General features: G+C 40.3%; 25 protein-coding genes. 8 read left to right on the top strand and 17 right to left on the bottom strand.

The window, feature by feature from the left end:
• Nucleotides 1-10: 10 nt before the first annotated feature.
• The 15 genes from hisB to V5739_RS15185 form a co-directional block, all read right to left on the bottom strand.
• Entirely contained in the window at nucleotides 11-1,147 is a 1,137-nt protein-coding gene (gene hisB, locus V5739_RS15255) for a bifunctional histidinol-phosphatase/imidazoleglycerol-phosphate dehydratase HisB (protein ID WP_423818877.1), read from the bottom strand.
• Complete coding sequence (hisC, locus tag V5739_RS15250; RefSeq protein WP_423818876.1) at nucleotides 1,144-2,196, bottom strand: histidinol-phosphate transaminase; 1,053 nt, start codon at nucleotides 2,194-2,196, stop codon at nucleotides 1,144-1,146. The genes hisB and hisC overlap by 4 nt, the downstream gene beginning before the upstream one ends.
• Nucleotides 2,189-3,487, bottom strand: a complete 1,299-nt coding sequence (hisD, locus tag V5739_RS15245; protein WP_423818875.1) for a histidinol dehydrogenase — start codon at nucleotides 3,485-3,487, stop codon at nucleotides 2,189-2,191. Before hisD ends, hisC begins: the two co-directional genes overlap by 8 nt.
• 11 nt (nucleotides 3,488-3,498) lie before the next feature.
• Nucleotides 3,499-4,356: an ATP phosphoribosyltransferase gene (gene hisG, locus V5739_RS15240; RefSeq protein WP_423818874.1), complete on the bottom strand. Its 858-nt coding sequence runs from the start codon at nucleotides 4,354-4,356 to the stop codon at nucleotides 3,499-3,501.
• 212 nt (nucleotides 4,357-4,568) lie between these two features.
• Nucleotides 4,569-5,384, bottom strand: a complete 816-nt coding sequence (locus tag V5739_RS15235) for a prohibitin family protein (protein WP_266068555.1) — start codon at nucleotides 5,382-5,384, stop codon at nucleotides 4,569-4,571.
• Between the two features lie 20 nt (nucleotides 5,385-5,404).
• Nucleotides 5,405-7,435 (bottom strand): VWA domain-containing protein, encoded by a 2,031-nt coding sequence (locus V5739_RS15230; RefSeq protein WP_423818873.1) that lies wholly within the window; start codon nucleotides 7,433-7,435, stop codon nucleotides 5,405-5,407.
• A 126-nt stretch (nucleotides 7,436-7,561) separates the two neighbouring features.
• Nucleotides 7,562-8,308, bottom strand: coding sequence for a 3-oxoacyl-[acyl-carrier-protein] reductase (gene fabG / locus V5739_RS15225; RefSeq protein ID WP_423818872.1), 747 nt, complete (start codon nucleotides 8,306-8,308; stop codon nucleotides 7,562-7,564).
• A gap of 139 nt (nucleotides 8,309-8,447) precedes the next feature.
• On the bottom strand, nucleotides 8,448-9,320 hold the full coding sequence (sucD, locus tag V5739_RS15220) for a succinate--CoA ligase subunit alpha (protein ID WP_266068552.1): 873 nt from the start codon (nucleotides 9,318-9,320) through the stop codon (nucleotides 8,448-8,450).
• A gap of 64 nt (nucleotides 9,321-9,384) precedes the next feature.
• Nucleotides 9,385-9,795 carry a nuclear transport factor 2 family protein gene (locus V5739_RS15215; protein ID WP_423818871.1) on the bottom strand — a complete coding sequence of 137 codons (411 nt, stop codon included), beginning with the start codon at nucleotides 9,793-9,795 and terminating at the stop codon, nucleotides 9,385-9,387.
• A 2-nt stretch (nucleotides 9,796-9,797) separates the two neighbouring features.
• On the bottom strand, nucleotides 9,798-10,730 hold the full coding sequence (locus tag V5739_RS15210; protein ID WP_423818870.1) for a UDP-3-O-(3-hydroxymyristoyl)glucosamine N-acyltransferase: 933 nt from the start codon (nucleotides 10,728-10,730) through the stop codon (nucleotides 9,798-9,800).
• A 52-nt stretch (nucleotides 10,731-10,782) separates the two neighbouring features.
• A complete protein-coding gene (efp, locus tag V5739_RS15205; protein ID WP_266068549.1) occupies nucleotides 10,783-11,349 on the bottom strand; it encodes an elongation factor P in 567 nt (188 codons plus the stop codon).
• A gap of 12 nt (nucleotides 11,350-11,361) precedes the next feature.
• Complete coding sequence (gene lpxA, locus V5739_RS15200; protein ID WP_266068548.1) at nucleotides 11,362-12,147, bottom strand: acyl-ACP--UDP-N-acetylglucosamine O-acyltransferase; 786 nt, start codon at nucleotides 12,145-12,147, stop codon at nucleotides 11,362-11,364.
• A 5-nt stretch (nucleotides 12,148-12,152) separates the two neighbouring features.
• Entirely contained in the window at nucleotides 12,153-13,541 is a 1,389-nt protein-coding gene (locus V5739_RS15195) for a bifunctional UDP-3-O-[3-hydroxymyristoyl] N-acetylglucosamine deacetylase/3-hydroxyacyl-ACP dehydratase (protein ID WP_423818869.1), read from the bottom strand.
• Nucleotides 13,534-14,562, bottom strand: coding sequence for a UDP-3-O-(3-hydroxymyristoyl)glucosamine N-acyltransferase (lpxD, locus tag V5739_RS15190; protein WP_423818868.1), 1,029 nt, complete (start codon nucleotides 14,560-14,562; stop codon nucleotides 13,534-13,536). Before lpxD ends, V5739_RS15195 begins: the two co-directional genes overlap by 8 nt.
• A gap of 24 nt (nucleotides 14,563-14,586) precedes the next feature.
• Nucleotides 14,587-15,816 (bottom strand): HD domain-containing protein, encoded by a 1,230-nt coding sequence (locus tag V5739_RS15185; protein WP_423818867.1) that lies wholly within the window; start codon nucleotides 15,814-15,816, stop codon nucleotides 14,587-14,589.
• A 39-nt stretch (nucleotides 15,817-15,855) separates the two neighbouring features.
• Here V5739_RS15185 and V5739_RS15180 point away from each other — a divergent pair, with 39 nt between their 5' ends.
• The 5 genes from V5739_RS15180 (at nucleotide 15,856) to V5739_RS15160 (ending at nucleotide 20,441) form a co-directional block, all read left to right on the top strand.
• The gene (locus tag V5739_RS15180; RefSeq protein ID WP_423818866.1) at nucleotides 15,856-17,406 is read left to right on the top strand and encodes a response regulator; all 1,551 of its coding nucleotides are present in this window, start codon (nucleotides 15,856-15,858) and stop codon (nucleotides 17,404-17,406) included.
• Between the two features lie 45 nt (nucleotides 17,407-17,451).
• Complete coding sequence (tsaE, locus tag V5739_RS15175; protein ID WP_423818865.1) at nucleotides 17,452-17,856, top strand: tRNA (adenosine(37)-N6)-threonylcarbamoyltransferase complex ATPase subunit type 1 TsaE; 405 nt, start codon at nucleotides 17,452-17,454, stop codon at nucleotides 17,854-17,856.
• A gap of 362 nt (nucleotides 17,857-18,218) precedes the next feature.
• Nucleotides 18,219-18,809 carry a hypothetical protein gene (locus tag V5739_RS15170; RefSeq protein WP_423818864.1) on the top strand — a complete coding sequence of 197 codons (591 nt, stop codon included), beginning with the start codon at nucleotides 18,219-18,221 and terminating at the stop codon, nucleotides 18,807-18,809.
• A gap of 51 nt (nucleotides 18,810-18,860) precedes the next feature.
• Nucleotides 18,861-20,060: an alanine dehydrogenase gene (locus tag V5739_RS15165; protein ID WP_266068540.1), complete on the top strand. Its 1,200-nt coding sequence runs from the start codon at nucleotides 18,861-18,863 to the stop codon at nucleotides 20,058-20,060.
• Between the two features lie 6 nt (nucleotides 20,061-20,066).
• Nucleotides 20,067-20,441 (top strand): hypothetical protein, encoded by a 375-nt coding sequence (locus V5739_RS15160; RefSeq protein WP_423818863.1) that lies wholly within the window; start codon nucleotides 20,067-20,069, stop codon nucleotides 20,439-20,441.
• Between the two features lie 39 nt (nucleotides 20,442-20,480).
• Here V5739_RS15160 and bcp read toward each other — a convergent pair whose 3' ends face one another.
• Nucleotides 20,481-20,930 carry a thioredoxin-dependent thiol peroxidase gene (gene bcp, locus V5739_RS15155; RefSeq protein WP_423818862.1) on the bottom strand — a complete coding sequence of 150 codons (450 nt, stop codon included), beginning with the start codon at nucleotides 20,928-20,930 and terminating at the stop codon, nucleotides 20,481-20,483.
• A 32-nt stretch (nucleotides 20,931-20,962) separates the two neighbouring features.
• On the opposite strand from bcp, the gene nth reads away from it, so the two are divergent.
• Entirely contained in the window at nucleotides 20,963-21,625 is a 663-nt protein-coding gene (gene nth, locus V5739_RS15150; protein ID WP_423818861.1) for an endonuclease III, read from the top strand.
• Nucleotides 21,626-21,836: 211 nt separating this feature from the next.
• On the opposite strand, the gene V5739_RS15145 is transcribed toward nth, so the two are convergent.
• Complete coding sequence (locus V5739_RS15145; RefSeq protein ID WP_423818860.1) at nucleotides 21,837-22,421, bottom strand: RNA polymerase sigma factor; 585 nt, start codon at nucleotides 22,419-22,421, stop codon at nucleotides 21,837-21,839.
• Nucleotides 22,422-22,665: 244 nt separating this feature from the next.
• On the opposite strand from V5739_RS15145, the gene uvrA reads away from it, so the two are divergent.
• Nucleotides 22,666-25,452, top strand: coding sequence for an excinuclease ABC subunit UvrA (uvrA, locus tag V5739_RS15140; protein ID WP_423818859.1), 2,787 nt, complete (start codon nucleotides 22,666-22,668; stop codon nucleotides 25,450-25,452).
• 259 nt (nucleotides 25,453-25,711) lie between these two features.
• On the top strand, nucleotides 25,712-26,761 hold the full coding sequence (locus tag V5739_RS15135; protein WP_423818858.1) for a hypothetical protein: 1,050 nt from the start codon (nucleotides 25,712-25,714) through the stop codon (nucleotides 26,759-26,761).
• Nucleotides 26,762-26,770 lie beyond the last annotated feature (9 nt).

Raw genomic sequence — 26,770 nt, 5'->3', positions numbered from 1 at the left:
CAATACTCTCTTAAAGCATTCCCTTTGTTGACGGCAATATCATTTTATCGGGATCTCTTTTTACCGCCACTTTAATTGCTTTCGCAAAAGCCTTAAAAATAGCTTCAATTTTGTGGTGTTCGTTCGTGCCTTCAGCTTTGATGTTTAGGTTTGCCTTTGCACCATCGGTAAAGGATTTGAAAAAATGATAAAACATTTCCGTAGGCATGGCCCCTATCATTTCTCTTTTAAATTCAGTTTCCCAAACCAGCCAGTTTCTTCCTCCAAAGTCAATCGCTACCTGCGCCAGGCAGTCATCCATTGGCAACGCAAAACCATATCGCTCGATGCCCAGTTTATTACCTAAAGCTTTCGAAAAGACCTCACCCAAAGCAATCGCCGTGTCTTCTATAGTATGGTGCTCATCTACCTCAAGATCACCTTTTACAGTAATTTCCAGATCCATTTGCCCATGTCGCGAAATCTGGTCGAGCATGTGGTCAAAGAATTTGATCCCGGTGTCTATGTTGCTTTGTCCGGTGCCGTCAAGGTTTAGCTTGATAAAAATATCGGTTTCATTGGTTTTCCTGCTAATGGACGCAGTGCGTGCTTCCAGTTTTAAAAACTCATAAATGTCCCTCCAGGAATTCGTTTCCAACCGGATATCTTTTTGGAGCTCTTCCTTTTTAACTGAAATTTCCCCGCTCCCCAATTCTTCATGACCTGTTATAAAAATCCCTTTTGCACCGAGGTTTTTTGCCAGTTCCATATCTGTTAGGCGATCACCAAGAACAAATGAGTTTTCCAAGTCGTATTTTTCAGTATCAAAATAGGCCTTTAAAAGTCCAGTACCGGGTTTTCTTGTCGGCGCTTTATCTTCAGGAAAAGTGCGATCAATCACTATTTCTGAAAATTTCACCCCTTCATTTTCAAAAGCCTTCAGAATAAAATTTTGAACCGGCCAAAAAGTATCTTCCGGAAAAGAATCTGTACCCAAACCATCCTGATTTGTAACCATTACCAGCTCATAATCCAGCTCTTTTGCTATTTTTGAGAGGTATTGAAATGCTTCGGGATAAAACTCCAGCTTGGCAAAATTGTCCAATTGAAAATCATTGGGTTCTAAAACAATAGTACCGTCGCGGTCTATAAATAATACTTTTTTCATGCTTCAAGTTGCATTAATTTCTTAATTAATTCCCTGTTCTCTTCGGGCGTTCCCACCGTAAACCTCAGGGTGTTCTCACATAGTTCCTGGTTGCTGCGGTTGCGCACCACCACCCCGGCTTTGAGCAATTGCTCATATTTCCCGGCAGCATCATCTACTCTGGCCAGTAAAAAATTAGCGTCTGACGGAAAAATGTCCTTCACAAATGCCATTTTTGAGAGGTTAGTACGCAACAACTCTCTCTCCTGAAGAATCGCCTCAACCTCCCGGCTCACCTCTTCGGGCTTTGAAAGCCGCTCCAACGCTCTTTGTTGCGTTAGTTCATTGACATTGTAAGGCGGCTTAATTTTATTTAGTATTCCAATAATTTCTTCGGAAGCATAGCAGATCCCCAGCCTTATTCCGGCAAGGCCATAAGCTTTGGATAAGGTTTGCGTGATCACCAGGTTCGGAAAATCTTCTAACCGCTGAAGCCAACTTTTTTCGGCTGAAAAATCTATATAAGCTTCATCAATGACCACCAATCCATTAAAATTTTCAAGAATCTTTTCTACTGAAGTTTCAGAAAATGAATTTCCTGTAGGATTGTTCGGAGAGCAAAGGAAAATGATTTTAGTTTGCGCATCAATTCTATTTAAAATAGCATCCACATCGGGTTGAAAGTCGATTTTAAGAACTACCTCTCTGTCTTCAACTTCATTAAGGCCTGCCAAAACCTTATACATTCCGTAAGTTGGTGGCAGGGTGATCACATTATCTACCTGGGGCTGACAAAAGGCCCTGAAGATAAGATCCAGCACCTCGTCACTACCATTCCCCAGCAAAATTTTTTCCACAGAAACACCTTTTTGAGAGGCAAGCAGCTGCTTCAGCTTTCCCTGCTGCGGATCGGGATAACGGTTTACGCCATTTTCAAAAGGATTTTCATTGGCATCCAAAAATGTCATTTTTCGGCCGTCAGTTTTGTACTCGTCCCTTGCTGAAGAATAAGGTTTCATTTTCAGGACATTTGCTCGCACCAGTTTTTCCAGGTTAAAACTGCTATTCATTGTTCAGAGCTTTTAATTTGTTCAACCGTAGAGTCACAGCATTTTTGTGTGCCTGTAAACCTTCAGCCTCTGCCATTAATTCGATGGAAGGCCCAATCTTCTGGATTCCTTCCGAAGAGATCTTCTGAAAAGTAATGGCTTTGGTGAAACTGTCCAGATTTACGCCACTGTACTGTTTCGCATATCCATTGGTTGGGAGCGTATGATTTGTGCCCGAAGCATAATCTCCGGCACTTTCGGGCGTATAGTTTCCAATAAATACAGAACCTGCATTGTTTATTCCTTCCACAAAAAAATCGGGATTTGAGGTACAGATAATAAAATGTTCTGGGGCATACTCATCAATAAGTTGGAGTGCTTTTTCTTCAGAATTCATATAGATAAACCTCGAGTGGGCTATTGCTGCCTGTGCAGTCTCCTTCCGCGGAAGTTCTTCGAGCTGCTTTTCAATTTCAGAAGCTACCTCTTCCAGAAGTGCTTTTGAAAGAGAAACAAGCACCACCTGACTATCGGCACCGTGTTCGGCCTGTGAGAGTAAATCGGAAGCTACAAAGGCTGCATCGGCAGACGCATCGGCTACCACAAGTAATTCTGAAGGCCCGGCAGGCATATCTATCGCCACATTATACTTGGTAGCCATTTGTTTAGCGACGGTAACATACTGGTTTCCGGGGCCAAAGATCTTGTAGACCTTATCAATACTCTGTGTGCCAAAGGTCATGGCTGCAACAGCCTGAATCCCTCCCACTTTATAAATCTTTTTTATCCCGCAAAGTTGAGCGGTGTAAAGGATCACCGGGTTCAAAGAACCATCTTTTGCAGGCGGCGTACAAAGAACCACCTCTTTACAGCCTGCAATTTGCGCAGGTACGGCAAGCATCAATATCGTTGAAAACAAAGGCGCTGTACCACCCGGTATATACAATCCCACTTTCTGGATAGGCCGCTTCTCCTGCCAGCACGCTACCCCGGATACCGTTTCAACTGAAACAGGTGCTGTCCTCTGGGCGGCATGAAACTTCCGTATATTTTCTTTGGCCAGATCTATAGCTGTTTTAAGTTCTTCGGAAACTGCAGCTGATGCCTTCTTTATTTCTTCAGAAGTAACTTCAAAAGCATCAGATTTATACCCGTCAAAAAGTTCGGAATAATTTTTAACGGCTGCATCCCCTCCGGCTTTCACTTCCCTGAAAATCTGTTCGACAATTTGTTCAATATCTGCGACAGTTTTGGTTGGTCGCTCGAGTATTGCTTCCCATTCCTGTCTTTGCGGATTAAAAAATTTCTTCATTTTTTCAGATTTTAGAGTACCATTTTTTCGATGGGTGCAACAAGAATTCCCTCGGCACCATTTTGCTTTAGCTCATCTATCACTTCCCAGAACCTTTCTTCTGAAATTACTGTGTGCAGGGAACTCCAGCCCTCTTCGGCTAAAGGCAGTACCGTAGGACTTCTCATTCCCGGAAGCAATTTAACTACAGTGTCTAATTTGCTATTTGGAACATTCATAAGAATGTACTTCGAACTACGGGCGCGTAAAACTGCTTTTATCCTGAACTGCAACTTTTCAAGAACCTCTTTTCTTTCTGAAGAAATTTCGGGAGAAACTGCCAAAACTGCTTCACTTTTCAGCATTACCTCTACTTCTTTAAGGTTGTTTTTAAAGAGCGTGCTCCCACTGGAAACAATATCACAAATAGCATCGGCAAGACCTATGTTGGGAGCAATTTCAACTGAACCGTTTATAATGTGAAGATCGGCTGTAATTCCCCTTTTTGAGAGGTAATCTCTTACCGTGTTAGGATATGAAGTTGCGATCCTGGCGCCCTGTAGATCTTCTACACCCGAATATTTAGCCGACTTTGGTACGGCAAGGGAAACCCGGCATTTTGAGAAACCAAGTTTTTCGGCCACTATAATATCTTCCCCTTTTTCAACAAGTACATTCTCGCCAATAATGGCAGCGTCAACCACCCCATCCCGTAGATATTGCGGAATGTCTCCATTACGCAAATAAAACACTTCGAGAGGAAAGTTGCCTGAAGTTGCCTTGAGTTGTTCTCTCCCGTTGTCAATAGAAATTCCGGCGTCTTTTAAGAGCTTAAGGGAATCATCGTGTAATCTACCCGACTTTTGTACTGCAATTCTAATTCTGTTCATTTTAGTTGATTTTATGTTCAGGCAGACCAAGGGGAATAAAAAAACCCGTTTGAGCTGCTCAAACGGGTTTTTGAAATATGGATTATACACATATCAATCTCACCTCGCAAGAGCGAATGAATGAGAATGATGATGATGTAGTTGTTGTGCTTTCATTGTGTGAGACAAAAATATATTTTTATTTCAATTTCAGAAAGAAATTCTTAAAAAATTTAGTTATCCCCTAAAATCAATGGCATCCCGTCATCTCCCGAACCAATTACCACTACTTTTGCATTAGGCGATTTAGCCAGTTCTACAGTAGCCTGTATACCTTTTTCACGCAATACTAACGGAGTTAAAGATGCATTAAGAATCTCGTTGGCACGAGCCTTACCTTCGGCATCAATACGCTGTCTTTCGGCTTCCTGCTCGGCTTTTGTCAATCGGAACTCATACTCAAGAGATTCCTGTTCCTGGCGTAGCTTTCGCTCAATAGCCTCTTTAATAGTAGCAGGAAGAGAAACATCACGCACTAATACTTCGTTTACCTGCACATATTGGTCCTTAAGTAGTTTTTGAGTTTCTTCAAAAATTTCCTGTTGTATAGCTTCTCTCTTACTGGCGTAAAGCTGCTCCGGATTATATCTACCCACTACAGCCCGTGCTGCAGATCGCACCGCAGGTTGCAATACCCTTTGAACGTAAGCTTCACCCCGTTCTTTATGCAGCAATCCAAGATCTTCATAATCTGGCTCAAACCAAATTGAGGCATCCAGTTTTATTTCGAGACCATTTGAAGAAAGTACCTGCATTTTTTCATCAAGAGATTGTTGACGCACCTCATAAACAAAAACCTTGTTCCAGGGTGCTACAAAGTGAAAACCTTCACCAAGTGGGGGTTCATCTGTCACCACACCACCACCAAAAGTCTGGTAAAGCACTCCTGCTTCTCCCGAATTTATAGTGATTGTAGATTTAGCAATTAGAATAACTAAGATAATTCCTGCAAAGAGAATTGGCAGGCCAATTTTGGGCAATCTGTCCATAACTAATAAATAATAAGAATTTAAATAAGGCCGTAATATTTTCTTAAGAACCACTCTGCACCAAGGGCTAAAACAATGATTCCCAGTAAATATTTCCAGTCAATCAAAGATACGTTCTTTTCACGGCTTTTCTGGACTGTAGCGTAAGAATCGTTGGATAATAAATCGTTCTTGAGCTGCTGAAAATCCTGCAGAAAATAAACCTGCCCTCCTCTTTGATCTGCAATTTGCTGAAGCCCCTCTACATTTGCTCTTCCAAATTGCTTTTCTACTTCAAAATCGAGTATCCTAAAACTGCCCGACCGTGATAAACCTTCACCTGCCGCACTTACCCTGAAGTTGTAATCTCCTGCTGGCAGGCTGCTCAAATCTACTTTGTAAGAACTGCCATTGAGCAATAAGGGAATTTGCCGCTGTTTGCCTGTTTCCGCATTTTCTACCCGAATTTCAAGCCTTGCCCGCCGATCAAAAATATAACTTTGATCAAAATAATCTGCTGCAATAATGACTTCTTCGGTGCCATGATAAAGCGGTTCATATTGAACCAGTAACCTGTCCTGCCTGTCTTTTGAAGCAAGGAACTGCACCAATTTACCTATGAGGTCATCGAATTTCTCAAACGATCCGGTTTCTCTAAAAACCACACTTCGCCAGCGCCAAATATCTGCCCCAAACAAAAATGCAACTTTTGAATCTCCTGCTGTGGTCACCCCCATCAAAGGTGTACCGGTATTCACCCCCTGTACTTCCCTGCTAAGTAAGACGTCCAGATTTTCGGGAGCATTAAAATCTCCGAAGCTGCCTTCAAGCGGCGGAAAATCAGAAAACCCGATATCTTCTGTCTGGAAGGCTTTAAAATTTTCATTCCAAACCGGGAAAAATTCTTCGGACTGGTTTGTAAGCTCCTGCTTAAAAATATCCTGCTGCCGATTAAGAAAATTCCAATCGGTTTTTGGTCCTGTTATGAGAAAATAATTCTGATTTTGTTCCTGAAGTCCGTCCATCATAGGCTTAAACCTGGAATCGGGTTGATACAGTATTACAAGCTGATAACCTTTGGTATCTGAAACCTGAGTGATGGGTTGAAGCTCTACTTCCCTTTGCTGATTAGCTTCTATAGCATTTTGAAGCGCCCCCAGGTCGGGATGTAAAACGGAATAGGCAATAAGCACTTTTGTACGCTCATCAATGACTTCTACCGCAAATTCGCGGGTATTGTTGAGCAGGTTCTTTTCGGTATCAAGTTTTTCGAGGCGCACCAGGTAATTATGAACTCCCACTGCCCCTGCGGGAAGTTCAACTCTTATTACTTCGGAATTATTTTGGGAAGAAAATGAAAGCTGCTCTGAATACACCACTGAATTCCCTTCTAAAATCTCCAGCTTTGTTTCTACGGAAGAATTCCCGGAATAATTCAGCATGATCTCCACCGGAAAACGATTGTTCAAAAAGGCATATTTATTAATGTTGATCCTGGAAATATTTAAATCCTGATATTTCACAGTATCCCCCACCACTACTGGAAGTACAGGTTGCCGGTAACGTTCAGCTGCAAAGGTAAACTCTTCCCCTATGGTCTGGTTCCCATCTGTAATAAGCACTGTAGGTGCCACCTGATCTTTGTAAAGTGAAGTAAGACGGTTAAAAACGGCAGGAAGGTTAGTTTGAGGGGCTTCAAAATTCAGGGAATCATGCTGTTCAAGATCACTTCCGAAGGAAAACATCTTTATATCAAAATTTTCCTGCAATTGCTGATCCTGACGGATGGCTTCAGCAAAATTTATCACTTCTTCTCCTGCTCCAAATTCCTCAATAGACGAAGAATTATCTACAGCCAGCACTAAAGCTGGTTTTTGGGTATAATACCGGGTACTGCTAATTTTGGGATTGATAAGTAATACCAGAAGGGCGAATATTGCCAAAAAACGTAAGGTGGCAAAAATGGCATTTTTGGAACCCTTTTTTTTTGCCTTGTAGAAATACTGAAACAGCGCCACAATCAATGCCAGCACAAAAGAGCTTAGAATAAGTAAAAATGTTGAAACAGGCATTTAATAAATTAGAAAAAGAAAAGTACGTAAATAATGCCAAGAGAAAAAGGCTGCTTAAAAGTTCATTTACTAAAATGCACTTTTTAAGCAGCCTTTATATAAAATATAAAAAATTCAATATTAAATCTACGTCAGCATCCCTCCATCTACGTTGATCACCTGCCCGGTGATGTAAGCACTTAGGTCACTGGCAAGGAAAACGCAGGTATTGGCAATATCTTCGGGCGTACCGCCTCTTTTCAACGGAATTGCCTCTCTCCAGCCTTCAACAGTCTTTTCATCGAGCTTTCCGGTCATTTCAGTTTCAATAAAACCAGGAGCTATAACATTGGTCCTTATGTTTCGGGAACCAAGTTCGAGGGCCATAGATTTGGAGAAGCCTATCATTCCGGCTTTTGAAGCGGCGTAGTTTGCCTGGCCGGCATTTCCTTTAACGCCAACCACACTACTCATATTGATAATACTTCCCTGGCGCTGCTTTAGCATGGTTCTTTGCACCGCTTTGGTCATATTGAATACCGACTTCAGGTTCACCTCAACTACCTTATCAAAATCTTCTTCGCTCATTCGCATAAGGAGATTATCTTTGGTAATACCGGCATTATTGACCAGAATATCTATACTTCCGAAGTCCTGAAGCACATCTTTTACAAGTTCTTCAGCTTCTTTGAAATCGGCTGCATTAGATTTATAACCTTTTGCTTTAATTCCGAGTTCCTGAAGTTCCTTTTCCAGCTGGTTGGCAGCTTCAGCAGATGAGCTGTAGGTAAAGGCAACATTTGCCCCGTGTTTCGCAAAAACCTCGGCTATTCCTTTACCAATACCTCTACTGGCACCGGTAATTATAGCATTTTTTCCTTCTAGTAATTTCATGATAAAATATCTGTTTTCCTGGTGTGGATTAATTTCTTTCAAATATAATAAAAGAACCGGTCAAGACTGAAAAACCTCCGAAAACTGCCATTTTTGACAAGTCACGGAGGTTCTTACTATTTTTGACCCGGAATATTGACTATCCCAGAACTTCTTTTACTTTTTTACCAATTTCGGCAGGAGAATCAACAACGTGAATTCCGTTCTCCTTTAAAATGGCTTTTTTCGCCTGGGCTGTATCTTCGCTTCCACCAACAATGGCTCCTGCATGCCCCATGGTTCTACCTTTTGGTGCAGTTTCACCGGCGATAAATCCAATTACTGGCTTCTTATTACCATTTTCTTTCACCCACTTCGCTGCATCGGCTTCAAGCTGACCTCCAATTTCACCTATCATTACGATACATTCGGTTTCATCGTCGTTCATCAACAATTCAACAGCCTCTTTGGTAGTGGTACCAATAATTGGATCTCCTCCAATCCCAATAGCAGTAGTAATACCAAGTCCCTGCTTCACAACCTGATCGGCTGCTTCATAGGTAAGGGTTCCGGATTTTGAAACGATCCCAACTTTTCCTTTTTTGAAGACAAAACCTGGCATTATACCTACCTTTGCTTCTCCGGGAGTAATCACTCCAGGACAGTTAGGACCAACAAGACGACAATCTTTATCTTTAATATAATCGGCAGCTTTAATCATATCGGCAACAGGGATACCTTCAGTAATTGCAATAATCACTTTGATACCTGCGTCTGCTGCTTCCATAATAGCATCGGCTGCAAAAGCCGGTGGCACAAAAATAATTGAAACGTCGGCTCCTGTTTCTTTAACAGCATCAGAAACGGTGTTAAAAACAGGCTTTTCAAGATGTTTTTGTCCTCCTTTACCAGGAGTTACACCACCTACCACATTCGTTCCGTACTCGATCATTTGACCAGCGTGAAAAGTACCTTCACTTCCGGTAAATCCTTGTACAATTATTTTTGAATCTTTATTGACTAAAACGCTCATAGTTGATTTTTTGATTTTTCAGTTGCAAAATTAGGTTTTTATAAAAGAAACCTAAAGGGTTTTATTAATTAATTGGAAGGAAAGAATCCAGATTTTCAGGGCTGTCATCGGCCTGCTGACTTATTTGATGGCCTTTGTACATTTTCCCGTCCTTACATTCCCAAATAGATATAAAATGTGCCATGGGCAGCTCTTCATCGGGGTTCTCTACAGTTCTTACATAATAAGTGAAGCGAATGGTAACTGTATCCCCATCGCTTAACAAATGACTTATATCGGCCCGCAGATGTTCAAAAGACTGAGAAAGTTCTTTAGACATGCCGGCAATTTCTGAATAGCCAAGCTTGTGAAATCCGCCGCTACTGTTCCAAAACAGCTGTGCTTCGGGGTGTAAATAGTCTTTTACAGAATCAGGATTTCGGTAAAAATCTGAAGAATAGAATTTGGCAACGCAATCTTTAGGTGTTAAGCTCATAATCAACCGTTTATTTTGTCCATCAATTTAGGCAATCGGCGCAAAAGTGCCAACTCTTTAAGCCACTCGCGCGACTCCATTGCCGGATTTCCCGAATATACGGTATTTTCTTTAGTTGATTTTGTAATCCCTGCCTGCCCCATTACCACAGTACCTTTTTTGACCACTATCCCACTGCGGAATCCCGCCTGCCCCCATATAGTCACATCATCTTCAATAACCACTGCACCTGCAATACCTACCTGCGAAGCAATAAGGCAATTTTCTCCAATGACCGTATCGTGGCCCACCTGGATAAGGTTATCCAATTTGGTTCCTTTACCAATGGTGGTATCACCGGTCACACCTTTGTCTATGGTACAATTAGCCCCAATATCTACATTGTCTTTGATCACCACTCTTCCTCCGGAGATCAACTTGTCATAACCTTCGGGCCGTTTCTTGTAGTAAAAGGCATCGCCTCCTAAAACTGAACCTGAATGAATGGTAACATTATCTCCAATTATTGTGTTATCGTAAATACTTACGTTAGCATGAATAAGACAGTTCTTACCAATTTTTACATTGTTCCCCACAAAAGCGGTTGGTTGCACTACCGTTCCTTCTCCAATTTCTGCGGAAGAAGCCACATTTGAAGTAGCCTTTTCAAAAGGCTTAAAGTACCTGGTGAGTTTATTGAAATCCCTGAAAGGATCATCTGAAATTAATAAGGCTTTTCCTTCAGGACATTCTACTTCTTTGTTGATAAGAATAATGGTAGCTGCCGAATTCAGTGCCTTGTCATAATACTTCGGATGATCTACAAATACAATATCTCCCGAAGTCACCACATGAATCTCATTCATTCCCAAAACAGGGAAATCGGCCGGACCTACAAATTCCGAAGAAATTATTGTAGCGATCTGCTCGAGGGTATGTTGCTGCGGGAACTTCATGTTAGATATGAGATATTAGATGTAAGATTTAAAATTTTCTGATCTCTAATCACTATTCTTTAATTCTTTCCTTGTAAGTACCTTTATCGGTTTCTATCTTGATCTTATCACCTTCGTTGATAAAAAGAGGAACGTTCACTTCGGCACCTGTTTCTACTGTAGCAGGTTTGGTGGCGTTAGTTGCTGTATTCCCTTTAACTCCCGGTTCTGTATGGGTTACCTCAAGAATCACACTTGCAGGCATCTCAACAGATAGAGGCATTTGATCTTCGGTATTAATTAGAATAGTAACCACTTCTCCCTCTTTTAGAAGTCCCGGTGCATCAAGCGCGTTTTCGGTAAGTCTAATCTGGGTATAATCTTCAGTGTTCATGAAGTGGTAAAATTCGCCATCATTATACAGGAACTGAAACTTATGAGTTTCAACCCTTACGTCTTCGATCTTGTGACCTGCAGAAAAGGTGTTATCAATAACTTTTCCTGTAGTTACACTTTTCAATTTTGTTCTAACGAAAGCAGGACCTTTTCCCGGCTTCACGTGAAGAAATTCTACAACTTTGAATATGTCATGGTTGTATCTTATACACAATCCATTTCTAATATCACTTGTACTTGCCATATTTGCGCCTTATTAATTTGTACTTAAATATCCTTTCATAATTCCGCGTTGGGAATTCTTGATAAACTCTAAAATATCATCTCTTTCGGAAGTGGCTTCCATTTCAGCTTCAATGATGGCCACAGCCTGTGTGTTGTTGTAGTTCTTCTGATAGAGAATCCTGTAAATATCCTGGATTTCCCTGATCTTATCCGTAGAAAAACCACGACGTCTTAGTCCGATTGAATTCACTCCTACGTAAGATAAAGGTTCCCTTCCGGCTTTTACAAAAGGAGGAACATCCTTACGCACCAAAGAACCACCGGTTACAAAAGCGTGACTCCCAATACTACAAAACTGTTGAATAGCAGCCATACCTGCAAGCACTACATAGTCTCCTACATTGATATGACCTGCCAGGGTACTGTTATTTGAAAAGATACAGTTGTCACCCACCACACAATCGTGCGCAATGTGACAATAGGCCATAATCCAGCAGTTCTTACCAATTTTGGTCTTCATCCTGTCGGTAGTTCCACGGTTAATGGTCACACATTCCCTAATTGTGGTATTATCGCCAATTTCGGTAAGTGTATCTTCGTCATTAAATTTTTTGTCCTGAGGAACAGCAGAAATAACGGCACCGGGAAAAATATTACAGTTCTTTCCGATCCTCGCCCCTTCCATGATAGTAACATTCGATCCTATCCAGGTGCCTTCTCCAATAACCACATTGTTGTGTATAGTGGTAAAGGGTTCAATCACTACATTTTTTGCAATCTTGGCTCCGGGATGAACGTATGCTAAGGGTTGATTCATAGTTTTTATTTTTGTTTTACAATTTGAGCCATTAAAATGGCTTCAGTCACGAGCTTGCCGTTAGCATAAGCATATCCCTGCATTTGGCATATTCCTCTTCTTATTGGCGCCAGTAGCTCCAATTTAAAAATTAGTGTATCCCCGGGCACCACCTGTCTTTTAAACTTGACATTATCAATCTTCATAAAGAAGGTAAGATAATTTTCGGGGTCGGGCACAGATTTAAGCGCAAGTATACCACCGGTTTGAGCCATAGCTTCTACCTGAAGCACACCCGGCATTACCGGTTTCCCAGGGAAATGTCCTACAAAAAAAGGTTCGTTCATAGTGACATTTTTGACACCTACTACGGTATCGCTGGTCAACTCAATGATCTTGTCTACCAAAATAAAAGGAGGCCGGTGAGGCAGAATGTTCATGATCTCATTAACATCCATTAAAGGCTCCTTATCAAGATCATATTTTGGTACATTATTTCGCTTTTCAGCTTTAATGATCTTTGAAAGTTTTTTAGCAAACTGCGTGTTTACATAATGACCCGGCTTGTTGGCAATTACTTTTCCACGAATGCGGGTTCCCACCAAAGCAAGATCTCCAATCACATCCAGCAGTTTATGCCTGGCTGCTTCGTTTGGATAATGTAGCGTGAGGTTATCAAGAATCCCGTTGGGTTTAACTGCAATATTGTCTTTTTTGAAGGCTACCCTTAGTTTATCCATAGTATCGGGGCTAAGCTCCTTATCTACATAAACAATAGCATTATTAAGGTCTCCCCCTTTTATGAGACCGTGTTCCAAAAGCGTTTCAATCTCATGTAGGAAACTAAAAGTACGAGCATTCGAAATTTCAGTATTAAAATCTGAAATTTTTTGAATGGATGCATTTTGTGTACCCAAAACCTTTGTACCAAAATCTACCATAGTAGTCACCTGATACTCATCGGCGGGCATCACCAGGATTTCACTGCCCGATTTTTCATCGTGATAACGAATAACATCTGTTACCACGTATTCTTCCCTGTCACACTCCTGTTCTTCAATACCTGCCTGCTGAAGCGCTTCTACAAAGAACTTTGAAGACCCGTCCATAATAGGAGGTTCAGCAGCATTAAGCTCAATAATTATATTGTCAATTTCAAGACCAACACAGGCTGCAAGTACGTGCTCTGACGTTTGAATAGTAACGCCATCTTTTTCAAGGTTTGTACCTCTTTGGGTGTTGACTACATAGTTAACATCGGCTTCCACCATAGGATTCCCTTCAATATCTGTTCTTACAAAACAGTAACCGGTATTGTTTGGAGCCGGTTTAAATGTAAGAGTGACTTCATTACCGGTGTGAAGCCCCACTCCCTGTAAAGAAACTTCTTTACTTATGGTGCGTTGTTTAGCCATTATCTGATTGTTTTTTTTCTAGTTTGGTTAAGCGGTCTTCTATTTTGGGTAAATTCTTAAAATGTACGTAAGCTTTATTATATTCACTATAGCCAATGGCAGGAGAGCCCTGAATCATTTCTCCATCTTTAATATTACGACCTATTCCTGACTGAGCCTGAATTTTCACTCCGTTACCAATGTGAATATGTCCCACAATACCAACCTGTCCTCCTATAAGGCAGTTTTTACCTATTTTGGATGAACCGGCAATTCCAGTCTGGGCGGCAATAGCTGTATTCTCTCCTACTTCAACATTATGAGCGATCTGGATTTGATTATCCAGCTTCACACCTTTTCTTATTATGGTAGATCCAAGAGTAGCCCTGTCTATGGTGGTACCGGCACCAATATCAACATTATCTTCTATAATAACGTTACCAATTTGTGGCACTTTTGAATACACACCATCGGCATCTGGTGAAAAGCCGAAACCATCGGCACCAATCACTACTCCGCCGTGCAGTACACAATTATTCCCTATTATGGTTTCAGAATAAACCTTAGCGCCCGAAAAGATCGTAACATTATCTCCAATCTGAACATTATCCCCAATATAAGAGTTGGGAAATATTTTGACGTTATTTCCAATTTTTACCTGCTCTCCAAGATATGAGAAGGCACCCAGATAAAGGTTCTCCCCATAAGAAACCGATTCAGAAATAAAACTTGGCTGCTCTATCCCAGATTTGTTCAGTTTCACCTGATTGTAGTATTCCAAAAGCTTTGAAAACGCCGTGTAGGGATCTTTTACCTTTATAAGGGTAGTAGACAGATCATCTTCTGCCTGAAAATTTTCACCTACTATAGTAATAGTAGCTTTGGTGGAATATATAAAAGAGGTATATTTAGGATTAGCCAAAAATGTGATGGAACCGGCAGTCCCTTCCTCAATTTTGGCAAGCCTGTCAACCTCGGCCCCGGGATCTCCTACTACCTCTCCCCCGAGTATTCCTGCTATTTGAGTTGCTGTAAACTTCATTCTGGCAAAAGTAAAAAAAATGAGTTAATCTTTTGGTTTTGGATAACAGATATAAAATTTGGTCACCGGCCTGGAAAGTGCTTTGAGATTAAAATGGTCTGAAGCCTTTATTACATCGGTTATTTTCCCACTTTTAAAGAGGATATGAATTTTTTCATCTTCTCTTTTATAGGCGAGGTTACTTATGTCTCCGTTAAACACAAAGTAGCTTGCCTCTTCCCTGCTTATACCAAACCGCGAGATCACTTTTTGAAGCTGGCGTTCTACTTTTTCTTCTGAAACAGGTTTTTTCTTCAGCTTAATTTTTAAAAGATCCCTGTTGATGATCATTTGACATAAGCTGCTCAACACGAAATCTTCATCATTCGCCCATTCTTTCATAGCTGAAAGAATATCGTAATCATCAAGTCGCGCAAAGATTTGTAAAGTTTCTTCGGAAAAACTTTCGGCCGTAATTTGTTGTTTTAAAAAGTAAGTGAACGCAGTGCTCGCAAATAAAGTGCGCCCAGACTGAACAAGTTCTTTGGCACGCTGAAGCACCCTAATTAAAAGCTGCTCTGCCACCACACCGGTTTTGTGCAGGTAAACCTGCCAGTACATGAGGCGGCGGGCAAGCAAAAACTTTTCAATAGAATAGATCCCCTTTTCTTCTACCATCAATTCATTATCTACTACAGTGAGCATACTAATAAGCCTCTCGCTATTGATGTTCCCTTCGGCCACCCCGGTATAAAAGCTATCACGCTTTAAGTAATCGAGACGATCCATGTCCATTTGACTCGAAATTAACTGGCAAAGAAACTTTCGGGGGTATTTTCCGCGGAAAATTTCTATAGCCATAGTTAATCTTTGGTTAAACTTCCGGTTCATTTCTTCCATAAAAAGGAAAGAAATGGTCTCATGGCTCACCCCTTCAACTATGCTGTGCTCCATAGCATGAGAGAAAGGCCCGTGGCCTACATCATGAAGCAATATGGCAATTTGAAGGGCCTCCTCCTCTTCCGCAGAAATCTCTACACCTTTAAGCCTCAATACCCTCACGGCTTTTTGCATTAAGTGAAGACAACCCAAAGCGTGGTGAAAACGCGTATGATGCGCACCCGGATAAACCAGGTATGACAAACCCATTTGAGAAATACGCCTTAGTCTTTGAAAGTATTTGTGCTCCATGATATCAAAAAGGAGCTCATTAGGTATAGTAATAAATCCGTAAATTGGATCGTTTAAAATTTTGAGTTTGTTTCCTGGAAGCAAATCTTGTCCTTTAATATTAATCTCAACAAAGATACATATATGAACGATATCAAAATATTATGGGTAGACGACGAGATCGACCTGCTTAAGCCTCACATTCTATTCCTTGAAAGTAAAAATTATAAAGTCTACACCTGCCAAAGCGGGACCGAAGCTTTAGAAGAAATAGAAAAGGAGAATTTTGATATAGTTTTTCTGGATGAGAACATGCCAGGCTTATCTGGACTGGAAACGCTTTCAGAAATCAAGGAAAAACAGGCAAACGTGCCGGTGGTAATGATCACCAAAAGCGAAGAAGAATATATAATGGAGGAAGCTATAGGGTCAAAAATAGCAGATTACCTCATTAAACCTGTGAATCCCAATCAAATTCTTTTGAGTATTAAAAAGAACCTTGATCATTCCCGGCTTATTTCTGAAAAAACCACATCGAGCTATCAGCAGGAATTTAGAAAGATCGCGATGGATATGGCCATGATCAATTCTTTTGAAGGATGGGCCGAACTTTATCAAAAGCTTATTTACTGGGAACTGGAACTCGAAAACATCGAAGACACGGGGATGTTTGAGATCCTCGAATCCCAAAAAACGGAAGCAAATTCACAGTTTTGCAAATTCATAGATAAGAATTATCCTGCATGGTTTAAGAAGAATGCCGATGCCCCCACCATGTCACATACTTTGTTCAGGGAAAAGATACTTCCCGAATTAAGTAAAGAACAGCCTACGCTGCTGGTGGTAATAGATAATTTAAGGTATGATCAATGGCGGGCATTTGAACCGGTGGTGAACAACTACTATAAGAAGGAGCTCGAAATCCCCTTTTACAGTATCCTCCCTACAGCAACGCAATACGCCAGAAATGCTATTTTCTCGGGACTTATGCCAAGTGATATGGAAAAGCTCCACCCCAACTTATGGAAGAATGACACAGACGAAGGCGGAAAAAATCTTCATGAAGCCGAATTTTTACAGGCACAGCTAAAGAGACTGGGTAGCGATATTAAACACGAGTATCACAAGATAAGTAGTCTCAAAGCCGGTAAAAAACTGGTTGAAAACTTTAAGAGCCAAAAAGAAAATGATCTTACTGTAGTGGTCTACAACTTTGTTGACATGCTTTCTCACTCAAAGACAGAAATGGAAGTAATCAAAGAACTGGCATCTACTAATAAGTCTTACCGGTCCCTTACCCAAAGCTGGTTTAAGAATTCCCCGCTGCTCGAGATTATCCAGCAAGCTCAAAACCTCGGATTCAAACTTATAGTGACTACAGATCACGGAACTATTAATGTAAAGAATCCCTCAAAAGTGATAGGTGATAAACAGACCAGTCTTAACCTGCGTTACAAAACCGGAAAGAGCCTCACCTACGAGGAAAAAGACGTTTTGGCGGCACCTAACCCAAAAACAATTCACTTACCTGCTATTAATATGAGCAGTTCCTTTATTTTTGCAAAAGGAGATCTCTTCTTTGCATACCCAAATAATTACAATCATTATGTTAGCTACTATAGAAATACTTTTCAGCACGGAGGAGTATCTATGGAAGAAATGATTATCCCTTTTAGCGTCTTATCTCCTAGATAACAAGATTTTAACTATCTTTACAGTCCCAAATCATAATACTTTTGAATGGAAGTAACCTACCTTCTATCTGAAATTGATACTGTTGCCCGGAAACTTCTGGAAAGATCTGGAAGCAAAACCCTATTGTTCTACGGAGAAATGGGAGCGGGTAAAACAACTTTAATAAAGGCCCTCTTAAAGGCCTTAGGTGCCGTGGATACTGGCAGTAGCCCAACTTTTTCCCTTGTAAACGTTTACGAAACTGAAAATGGAACTGTGAATCACTTTGATTTTTACAGAATCAACGATGAATCTGAAGTCTGGGATATGGGTTTTGAAGAATATCTTGAATCTGACAACTGGAATTTTATAGAATGGCCTCAAAAAATTCAAAATTTTATTGAAGAAGGGGATCAAAAAGTGGAAATTTTGATACTGGAAAATGAATTAAGAAAGTTAAAGTTTTGTTAATTTAGCGTCAGATTTTTAATAGCCAACAATGAATCTGCTGTGCGAATTTTCTTTCATATTTTTCATTTTATTAACATATATATATAATCTCAGGGTCATTAACCGAATTAATAATTATTTTAACTGTATTAATTGAAATATGATATTTTAAAAGTTTAAAAATAATTTCTCTAAAAAGGCGGCAAAAGTACGAATAATGCACTAATTATTAGCGGGTTAGTTTTTTATAGGTTTGTATCAACAAATCGAAACATACACAACCTTAAAAAATTATATTATGAAAATTAAAGCCCTTTTCTTAGCCGTATCTATCTTTGGAGCAACTTTATTTGTAACTTCTAACACAGATAACGACCATAAAAATGAAATCAAAAAAACCGCTGTCGATCGCAGGCTCATCAAAATTCCTACTAACGGGTAGTCTAATCGCACTTTTTATAGGTTTTTCTCCATATTTATTTTATTTATATGAAATTTTCCCAAGCGGATCCGTTTGGGAAAATTCTTTTTTTACCTACGAAAGTAAATATTATCAAAGTGTTAATGTCGCAATTTGGACATACCTCAACAAATTAGTACCACTCCTCCTTCTATTGATTTGGTTTTTTACCTGTAAACACTGGTGGTATCATGTTATCTTGATTCCTTTGGTTATGTACGCTTATCAATTGTTCTCGGCATTTTATGAGGATCAATATATGGATGTAATTGCTTTAGATAGCGACGATCTCATTTTTTTGGCTCCCTTTTTTATTATTATTTTTTCAATTGTGTATTTAATTAGAATAAAGATTTTTGATCGTATTTACGGTATAGATCTCTCCGAAATTGAACGTGAAAATATCTCCCCCTTCTCCCCTTTTTCAGATAAAGAATACAAAGAAATAAAAGATTTTAGAGAAGGTACAGGAAACAATGGTGACATTCAGGAAGAGTACTACGTTAAACTCTAATTCTTTCACTCCATAAAAATGTCGTAATTTTATCTTTGTGATCAACAGATTATGACAGAGCAGCTATCTCCCTTTACCAGGGAACAATTAATTCCGCAGGAAGAAACCCTGGAAGTCTATAAACATAAAGGCCAGTTATTTATTGGTATCCCTAAAGAAAACGCTTATCAGGAAAAGAGGGTTTGCCTTAGTCCCGACGCTGTAGCTGCCATGACAGCACATGGCCATCGAGTACTTATAGAATCGAATGCCGGGGAAGGCGCCAAATTCAGTGACAAAGATTATTCTGAGGCAGGAGCCGAAATCACTAAAGATACCAGAAAGGTCTTTTCCTGCCCCATGATCCTTAAGGTAGAACCTCCTACCCTCGAGGAACTTGATATGGTGAATCCGCAGACCACCATTATATCAGCTCTTCAGCTTAAAACACAAAAGAAAGCCTATTTTCAAAAGCTGGCATCCAAGAGAATTACAGCGCTTGCTTTTGAATTTATAAAAGATGACGATGGTTCCTACCCGGCGGTTAGAGCTCTTAGTGAGATTGCCGGTACAGCTTCTATACTTATTGCCTCTGAGATTATGAGCAATAATCCTGCCGGGAACGGACTCATGTTTGGAAACATTAGCGGAGTTCCACCCATTGAAGTCACCATTCTTGGTGCCGGTACAGTAGGTGAATTTGCTGCCCGTTCTGCACTTGGCCTGGGTGCAAATGTCAAGATTTTTGATAATTCCCTTACCAGGTTAAGGGCAGTGCAGGCCAATCTTGGAAGGCCGTTGCATACATCCACAATTCAGCCAAAGAATCTCATCAAAGCTTTAAAAAGAAGTGATGTGGTGATAGGTGCCGTTCGGGGGAAAAACCGCTCCCCTATTCTCGTTACCGAGACCATGGTAGAACACATGAAGAAAGGTGCTGTGGTTATAGATGTGAGTATAGATATGGGAGGTTGCTTTGAGACCAGTGAGATTACCACACACGATAAGCCCACGTTTGTTAAGAACGGAGTGGTTCATTATTGCGTCCCTAACATCCCGTCCCGATATGCCAGAACTGCTTCCCTTTCTATAAGCAACATTTTCACACCCTATCTACTACACATCGCAGAACAGGGCGGCCTTGAAAATACATTAAGATTTGACAGAGGTCTGCGAAATGGTTTGTACTTTTACCACGGAATTTTAACCAACAAATCTATTGCTGAATGGTTTGATCTTTCTTATAGAGATATCAACCTGCTTATTTTTTAATTCTCCATGAAATTTATTCACAGACTCGGCTATTACCTGGGAGGTTTTGCCATAGGATTGATCATACTTGCGTTTTTTCTTAGCGGAAAAAAAACTTCCTGCGCTTACGGCCCCGATGCACGCGTACTTAAGAATATTAGGATAAAGGAAAGAGCATATTCCCAGGAAGCTATTTCTGAGATTGAGAGGCTGCAAATAGATACAGCCTCTATTACCAGAGTTCTGCATAAAGGAGATGTAGATTTCAGCCGCAGCAATACAGATCCCGATTCCTGTAAAGTTTATATGGTGACAGGAGATTCAGATTCAGGAGAACTGGAAATGCTTTTCGAGAACTGTGATTCTCTTGCCACCCTTCAGAAGATCTGGAAGAAAGAATAACATTCATAATATTATTCCTTATCCATTTAACTTAATCCTTTAAAGGATTTGCCCCGCGTGCTCTTTAGTCTTTACTTTTGAAATCACATCAGCAATTACACCCTGCTCATCAATAACAAAGGTGGTGCGGTGAATTCCGTCGTATTCTTTTCCCATTAATTTCTTTGGACCCCATACTTTAAAGGCATTGATCACTTCTTTGTCTTCATCGGCCAACAATGGAAAAGGCAGATTATTCTTCTCTTTAAAATTCTGCTGCCGCTTTGGCGAATCGGCACTTACTCCTAAAATTTCATAACCTTTAGCCTGAAAAGCTTCATAATTGTCTCTCAAATTGCAAGCCTCGGCAGTACAACCGGGAGTACTCGCTTTAGGGTAAAAGAAGATGACTAATTTTTTCCCTTTATAATCTTCCAGAGTATGTTTTTTCCCTTCCTGATCTATGGCTGAAAAATTGGGCGCTTTATCGCCTGGTTGAAGTGTTGTCATAATTAGTACTTTTGTTTCAAAGTTACACATTAATGACCAAGCAGGAAAAAGTTCAATTTGTCATAGACACTTTAGCAGATATTTACCCAAACGTCCCTATTCCATTAGATCATAAAGATCCTTACACCCTGCTGATTGCCGTGCTGCTTTCAGCGCAAAGTACAGATGTTAGGGTCAATCAAATCACTCCTTTACTCTTCGCGAGAGCAGACAATCCTTATGCCATGGTAAAACTTTCCGAAGAAGAGATTAGGGAGATAATAAAACCTGTAGGCTTATCTCCTATGAAAGCTAAAGGCATCTACGGTCTTTCAAAAATTCTTATTGAAAAATACAACGGCGAGGTTCCACAAGATATTGATGCACTCGAAGAGCTTCCTGCCGTTGGGCATAAAACTGCGAGCGTGGTAATGTCTCAGGCATTTAACATCCCTGCATTTCCTGTAGACACACATATTCATCGGCTCATGTACAGATGGAATCTCTCTAACGGGAAAAATGTGGTACAGACAGAGAAGGACGCAAAACGCCTTTTTCCGAAGGAATTATGGAATGAGCTTCACCTTCAAATCATTTGGTACGGCAGGGAATATTCCCCCGCAAGAGGATGGAATCTGGAAAAGGATATTATTACCAAAACCATAGGTCGCAAAACAGTTTTGGAAGAATATCACAAAAAAAAGATCCGCCGTTAGCAGATCTTTTTTTGTTCAATTAGTTTAAAATTGATTCAAATTCCAGCTTCTTGTAAGTGTTTATTCTTAAAGCTTTAGAATAGCTTAAAAGGAAGTTTATGGTTTCCTTTTTTGGGTTCATGGGTTGCAATTTTTTTCGAGAGTAGAGTTTCGCCATTATTGAACTTTTAAAGTTGTAACATAATAACGGCCAGACGCTAATCTTATTGTGCTAATTAGTCAAAACTAAATTGTGCTTTTCAATAACTTTTCGAAGATTGATCAAAGCATACCTCATTCTCCCCAATGCCGTGTTAATACTTACGCCGGTTCTTTCTGAAATTTCTTTAAAACTCATGTCTTTATAGATCCTCATGACCAGCACTTCCAGTTGATCTTCAGGCAATTCTTTAATTAACTCCTGAACATCTGCCTCAATCTGATCTTTGATGATCTGTTTTTCGGCATTTAAACCTGAATCGCACAACACCGAAAAAATATTAAAGTCGCCACTGTTTTCAAACTTGGGCATCCTTTTATTTTTTCTGAAGTGGTCTATCACCAAATTATGCGCAATACGCATTACCCACGGAAGAAACTTCCCTTCTTCGTTGTATTTTCCTCTTTTCAGGGTTTTGATCACCTTAATAAAGGTATCCTGAAAGATATCTTCAGCAACATCTTTGTCAAAGACCTTTGAAAAGATAAAACTGTAAATTCGTTGTTGATGACGGTTGATAAGAATAGAAAGTGACTGCTCGTCTCCTTCCATATAGCTCTTTACGAGCACAGCATCATTTGCCTCGGCGTTATCCATAAGAGTTACTTTTGCAGGCTGTTGGGGTGGCCTGGGGGTTAGTTATTACAAGTTCAAAGTAACTTTATGCAATAGGCAAAAATGATTTTAGATTATATCAGCAAATATAAAAGGAAAAAATTCACTAATGCAAATAAAAGGTTAATGTTTTTAACATGTTAGCACAGAAACAGTTATTATACCACACACCTTACTCAAAAATTTGAAGTTTGAGTACCTTTGCTGTTACAACACAAAATAAAGTATGCAAGTAGATATCTCAGGAGTAGATCCAAAAGAGAACATTATAATAAAAGGAGCACGCCTTCATAACCTAAAGAATATAAATGTAGTAATTCCCCGGAATAAGCTGGTGGTTCTAACCGGGCTTTCGGGATCGGGAAAATCATCTTTAGCTTTCGATACCTTGTACGCCGAAGGCCAACGCCGGTACGTTGAAAGTTTATCATCTTATGCCCGCCAGTTCCTGGGAAGGCTGAACAAGCCACAGGTAGACTCTATAAAAGGGATTGCCCCGGCTATTGCAATCGAACAAAAGGTAAATTCCACCAATCCACGTTCAACAGTTGGAACTTCTACGGAAATATACGATTACCTGAAACTCCTTTTTGCCCGAATTGGAAGAACCTACTCCCCTGTTTCGGGAGAGGAAGTGAAAAAAGACACTGTTACCGATGTAGTGAATTATGTACAATCTTTTCCTGAGGGGTCAAAAATGCTACTTTTGGCACCTGTTCATGTTGAACAAAGTCGCACGCCACAGGAGAAACTGAAAGTTTTGCTACAACAGGGATACAGCCGTATAAAGTACAAAGGTGATGTACTGCGGATCGATGAAGCTGACCTTTCAAAAGTAGCAGAAAAGGACCTGTTTCTTGTAGTAGACAGAATTGTGGTGAAAGATGATGAAGATTTTTTAAATAGGCTTGGAGATGCTGCTCAAACTGCCTTTTTTGAAGGGAAAGGGGAATTATTCATTGAAAGTTTATCAGACAGTAAGATCAGGCAGTTCAGTAATAAGTTTGAGCTTGACGGCATGACCTTTCTGGAGCCTAGCGTGCATTTGTTCAGCTTCAATAATCCTTATGGTGCCTGCCCAAAATGCGAAGGTTATGGAGATGTGATTGGTATTGACGAAGACCTTGTCATTCCCAATACCGGTTTATCGGTGTACGAAAATGCCATTTTTCCGTGGCGTGGTGACAGCATGAGCTGGTACAGGGATCAATTGGTAAACAACAGCCACAAATTCAATTTCCCAATTCACAAGCCTTATTTTGAACTCACCCAGGAGCAAAAAGATCTTATCTGGAATGGGAACCAGTATTTTGAAGGATTAAATCAATTCTTTGCTTTCCTGGAATCCAAGGCTTACAAAATTCAGAACCGTGTAATGCTTTCCCGCTATCGCGGAAAAACAAAATGTTCTGTATGTAAAGGAAAAAGGCTGCGCCCCGAAGCTAATTATGTAAAGGTAGGAGGAGCTACAATTACCCAACTGGTAGAAATGCCGGTCAATAAATTAGCCGACTTCTTTACAAACTTAGATTTAAATGAATCAGATGCCGCCATTGCAAAAAGGCTGCTTACCGAAATAAACAACAGGCTCGGATTTCTTTTAAAAGTAGGCCTCAATTATTTGACTTTAAACAGAAAATCGAACACCCTCTCGGGAGGAGAATCTCAGCGAATTAACCTCGCCACTTCCCTCGGCAGTAGCCTTGTGGGTTCTATGTATATTCTTGATGAACCTTCTATTGGATTGCATCCCCGCGATACGTTAAAGCTCATTGAAGTTCTTAAATCTCTTCGTGATCTTGGTAATACTGTAATTGTCGTAGAACATGATGAAGATATCATGAAAGCTGCAGACGAAATTATTGATATTGGTCCTGAAGCCGGCACCAACGGCGGAGAAGTCGTAGCTGCCGGGACCTATGCTGACATACTCTCTTCAGATTCTCTCACCGCACAATACCTCAACAACGTTCTCGAGATCAAAGTTCCTTCTAAAAGACGGGATTATAAATACTTTGTTGACATTATTGGAGCCAGGGAGAACAACCTTAAAAATTTGGATGTAAGATTTCCGCTGGGTGTTTTTACAGCCGTAACGGGGGTTTCAGGAAGTGGAAAAAGTACTCTGATCAAAAAGATCCTTTACCCTGCCCTGCGCAAGGAAATTGGGGGCTATGGAGAAAAAGCCGGACAGTTTACCCGAATTGAGGGGAAGTTTGGAAATGTTACCACCATTGAATTTGTAGATCAGAATCCTATTGGCCGTTCCTCACGCTCCAACCCCGTGACCTACATTAAAGCCTATGACGATATTAGGAACCTGTTCTCCAATCAAAAGCTAAGTGATATTCGAGGTTACAAACCCAAGCATTTTTCGTTCAATGTAGATGGAGGGCGTTGTGAAACCTGTAAAGGCGAAGGGGAAGTAACTATTGAAATGCAGTTCATGGCCGATGTTCACCTAATTTGTGAAACCTGTAATGGCAAGCGTTTTAAAAAGGAGGTTTTGGAAGTTAACTTCGCCGGAAAGAATATAGATGACGTGCTTAGCATGACCATTGATGATGCTGTTGCTTTTTTCTCTGAAAATGGGGAAGAAAAAATTACTGCAAAGCTAAAACCACTACAGGATGTGGGTCTCGGTTACGTCCAGCTCGGGCAAAGCTCTTCTACCCTTTCGGGTGGGGAAGCCCAGCGGATCAAATTAGCTTCTTTCCTTGTAAAAGGAACTTCAAAAGAGAAAGCCTTATTCATATTTGATGAACCCACCACAGGTTTACATTTTCACGATATTCAAAAGCTGCTCAAATCATTTAATGCGCTGCTGGCCAAAGGCCACTCTGTTATTGTAATTGAGCACAATATGGATCTTGTAAAATGCGCCGATCATGTTATTGATCTGGGACCTGAAGGTGGTGACGCAGGCGGCCAACTCATTGCTGCAGGAACCCCTGAAGAAGTAGCAAAGAACAAAAAATCCTATACGGCTCCTTTTCTCAAAGAAAAATTATAGAAGCATATATTCGAGCTTAGAATTTAACACTATAAAAGATCAAATATAGAATCTTGGCACAGCCTTTGAATCAGAATAAATAATTGCAAGAGTAATGTTTACATAATTTGATTGTAATTAATAATTTTTGGTTGGTTAGTTTGGAAACCCCGTGGAGCTTAATGTTCGCGGGGTTTTCTAATTTGTGGCACGTAGTTTGAATATAAGTTAATGTACTTTTTTAACGAGTACACAGGTCTTAACCTCAAATCCATTTATCATGAAAAAAATTTACCTCATATTGACAATGATGCTTGTAGGTGCTTCCTCCAATGCCTCTCCTGAAGCACAGGGAAATTTTGATCGCAGGGCTTATGAAGAAGCTTTCATTTTTGTGGAAAGAGGGGTTGAATTTGCCGTTTTTCCAGATGGGCAGTTTGATTTCTTCTTTCATCCACAGGCAAATTTCCAGAGGGTTTCTCCTCATATTAATTACAGCTATAATTCCGGTTATAACTACGGTCCCTTTGTACAGTACGACGATTACGGTGCTGTAATTCAAATTGAGAATGTACCGGTTTATTATGATTACTACGGAAGAATTATTCAGGCCGGCCGGGTACAGGTAAGGTATAATGCCTTTGGAATGGTGAACAGGGTTGGGAACCTCTTTGTGCATTACGATCCTTACCACAGGTATAGTCATACTTCAGGTTTTATAAACAATAGAAATGTAAATTACGTTTATAGGCCATGGCATGATTACTACATGAGGCCTACAAACTTCTCTGTGGTTTACAATCAGCCTTACCGCCTGTATTATGAACCTTACAGAATGAAGTACAACAGCTATAAAAAGTACTATTATAATAATCATTTTGACAGGAACTCTTTTCAGAAGAGCTACTACAAACCGGGCGACAGAGTTACCTCCTATCAGCGTGGAAGAAGGACAGAAGCACAGAAGCAGGAAAGAATTGAAAATGCTACTGCTACAAATGCCCCAGTATCTGTGCCGCAGGCAAGAAATAATTACCGGGATTCACAGCAGATGTTACCTTCAAGGGAAAAAGCAGTACAAAGAACAAGGACTTCAAGAACTGAAACTCCTGCAGTTCAACAACAGGAAGCCCGACAAAGCCGCACAGAAAATCGTTCTGTTAGGAGTGTACAACGAAGTACAAATAGAAATAACACTTCAATAAACACTTTTCCGCAAAGAAGCGTACAGGCAGAGAGCAGAACAAGAAGGTCGGCAGAAACGGTTAATCCCGCCACAAAAACCTCAACTCCTGCAAGAGAGACCAGAAGTTCTCGGGGAAGAGATTAAATAATTAGT

The sequence above is a fragment of the Salinimicrobium sp. TIG7-5_MAKvit genome (assembly GCF_049569215.1).
GTDB classification, from domain to species: Bacteria; Bacteroidota; Bacteroidia; order Flavobacteriales; family Flavobacteriaceae; genus Salinimicrobium; species Salinimicrobium profundisediminis.
This window is presented reverse-complemented; position numbering and strand designations above follow the sequence as displayed.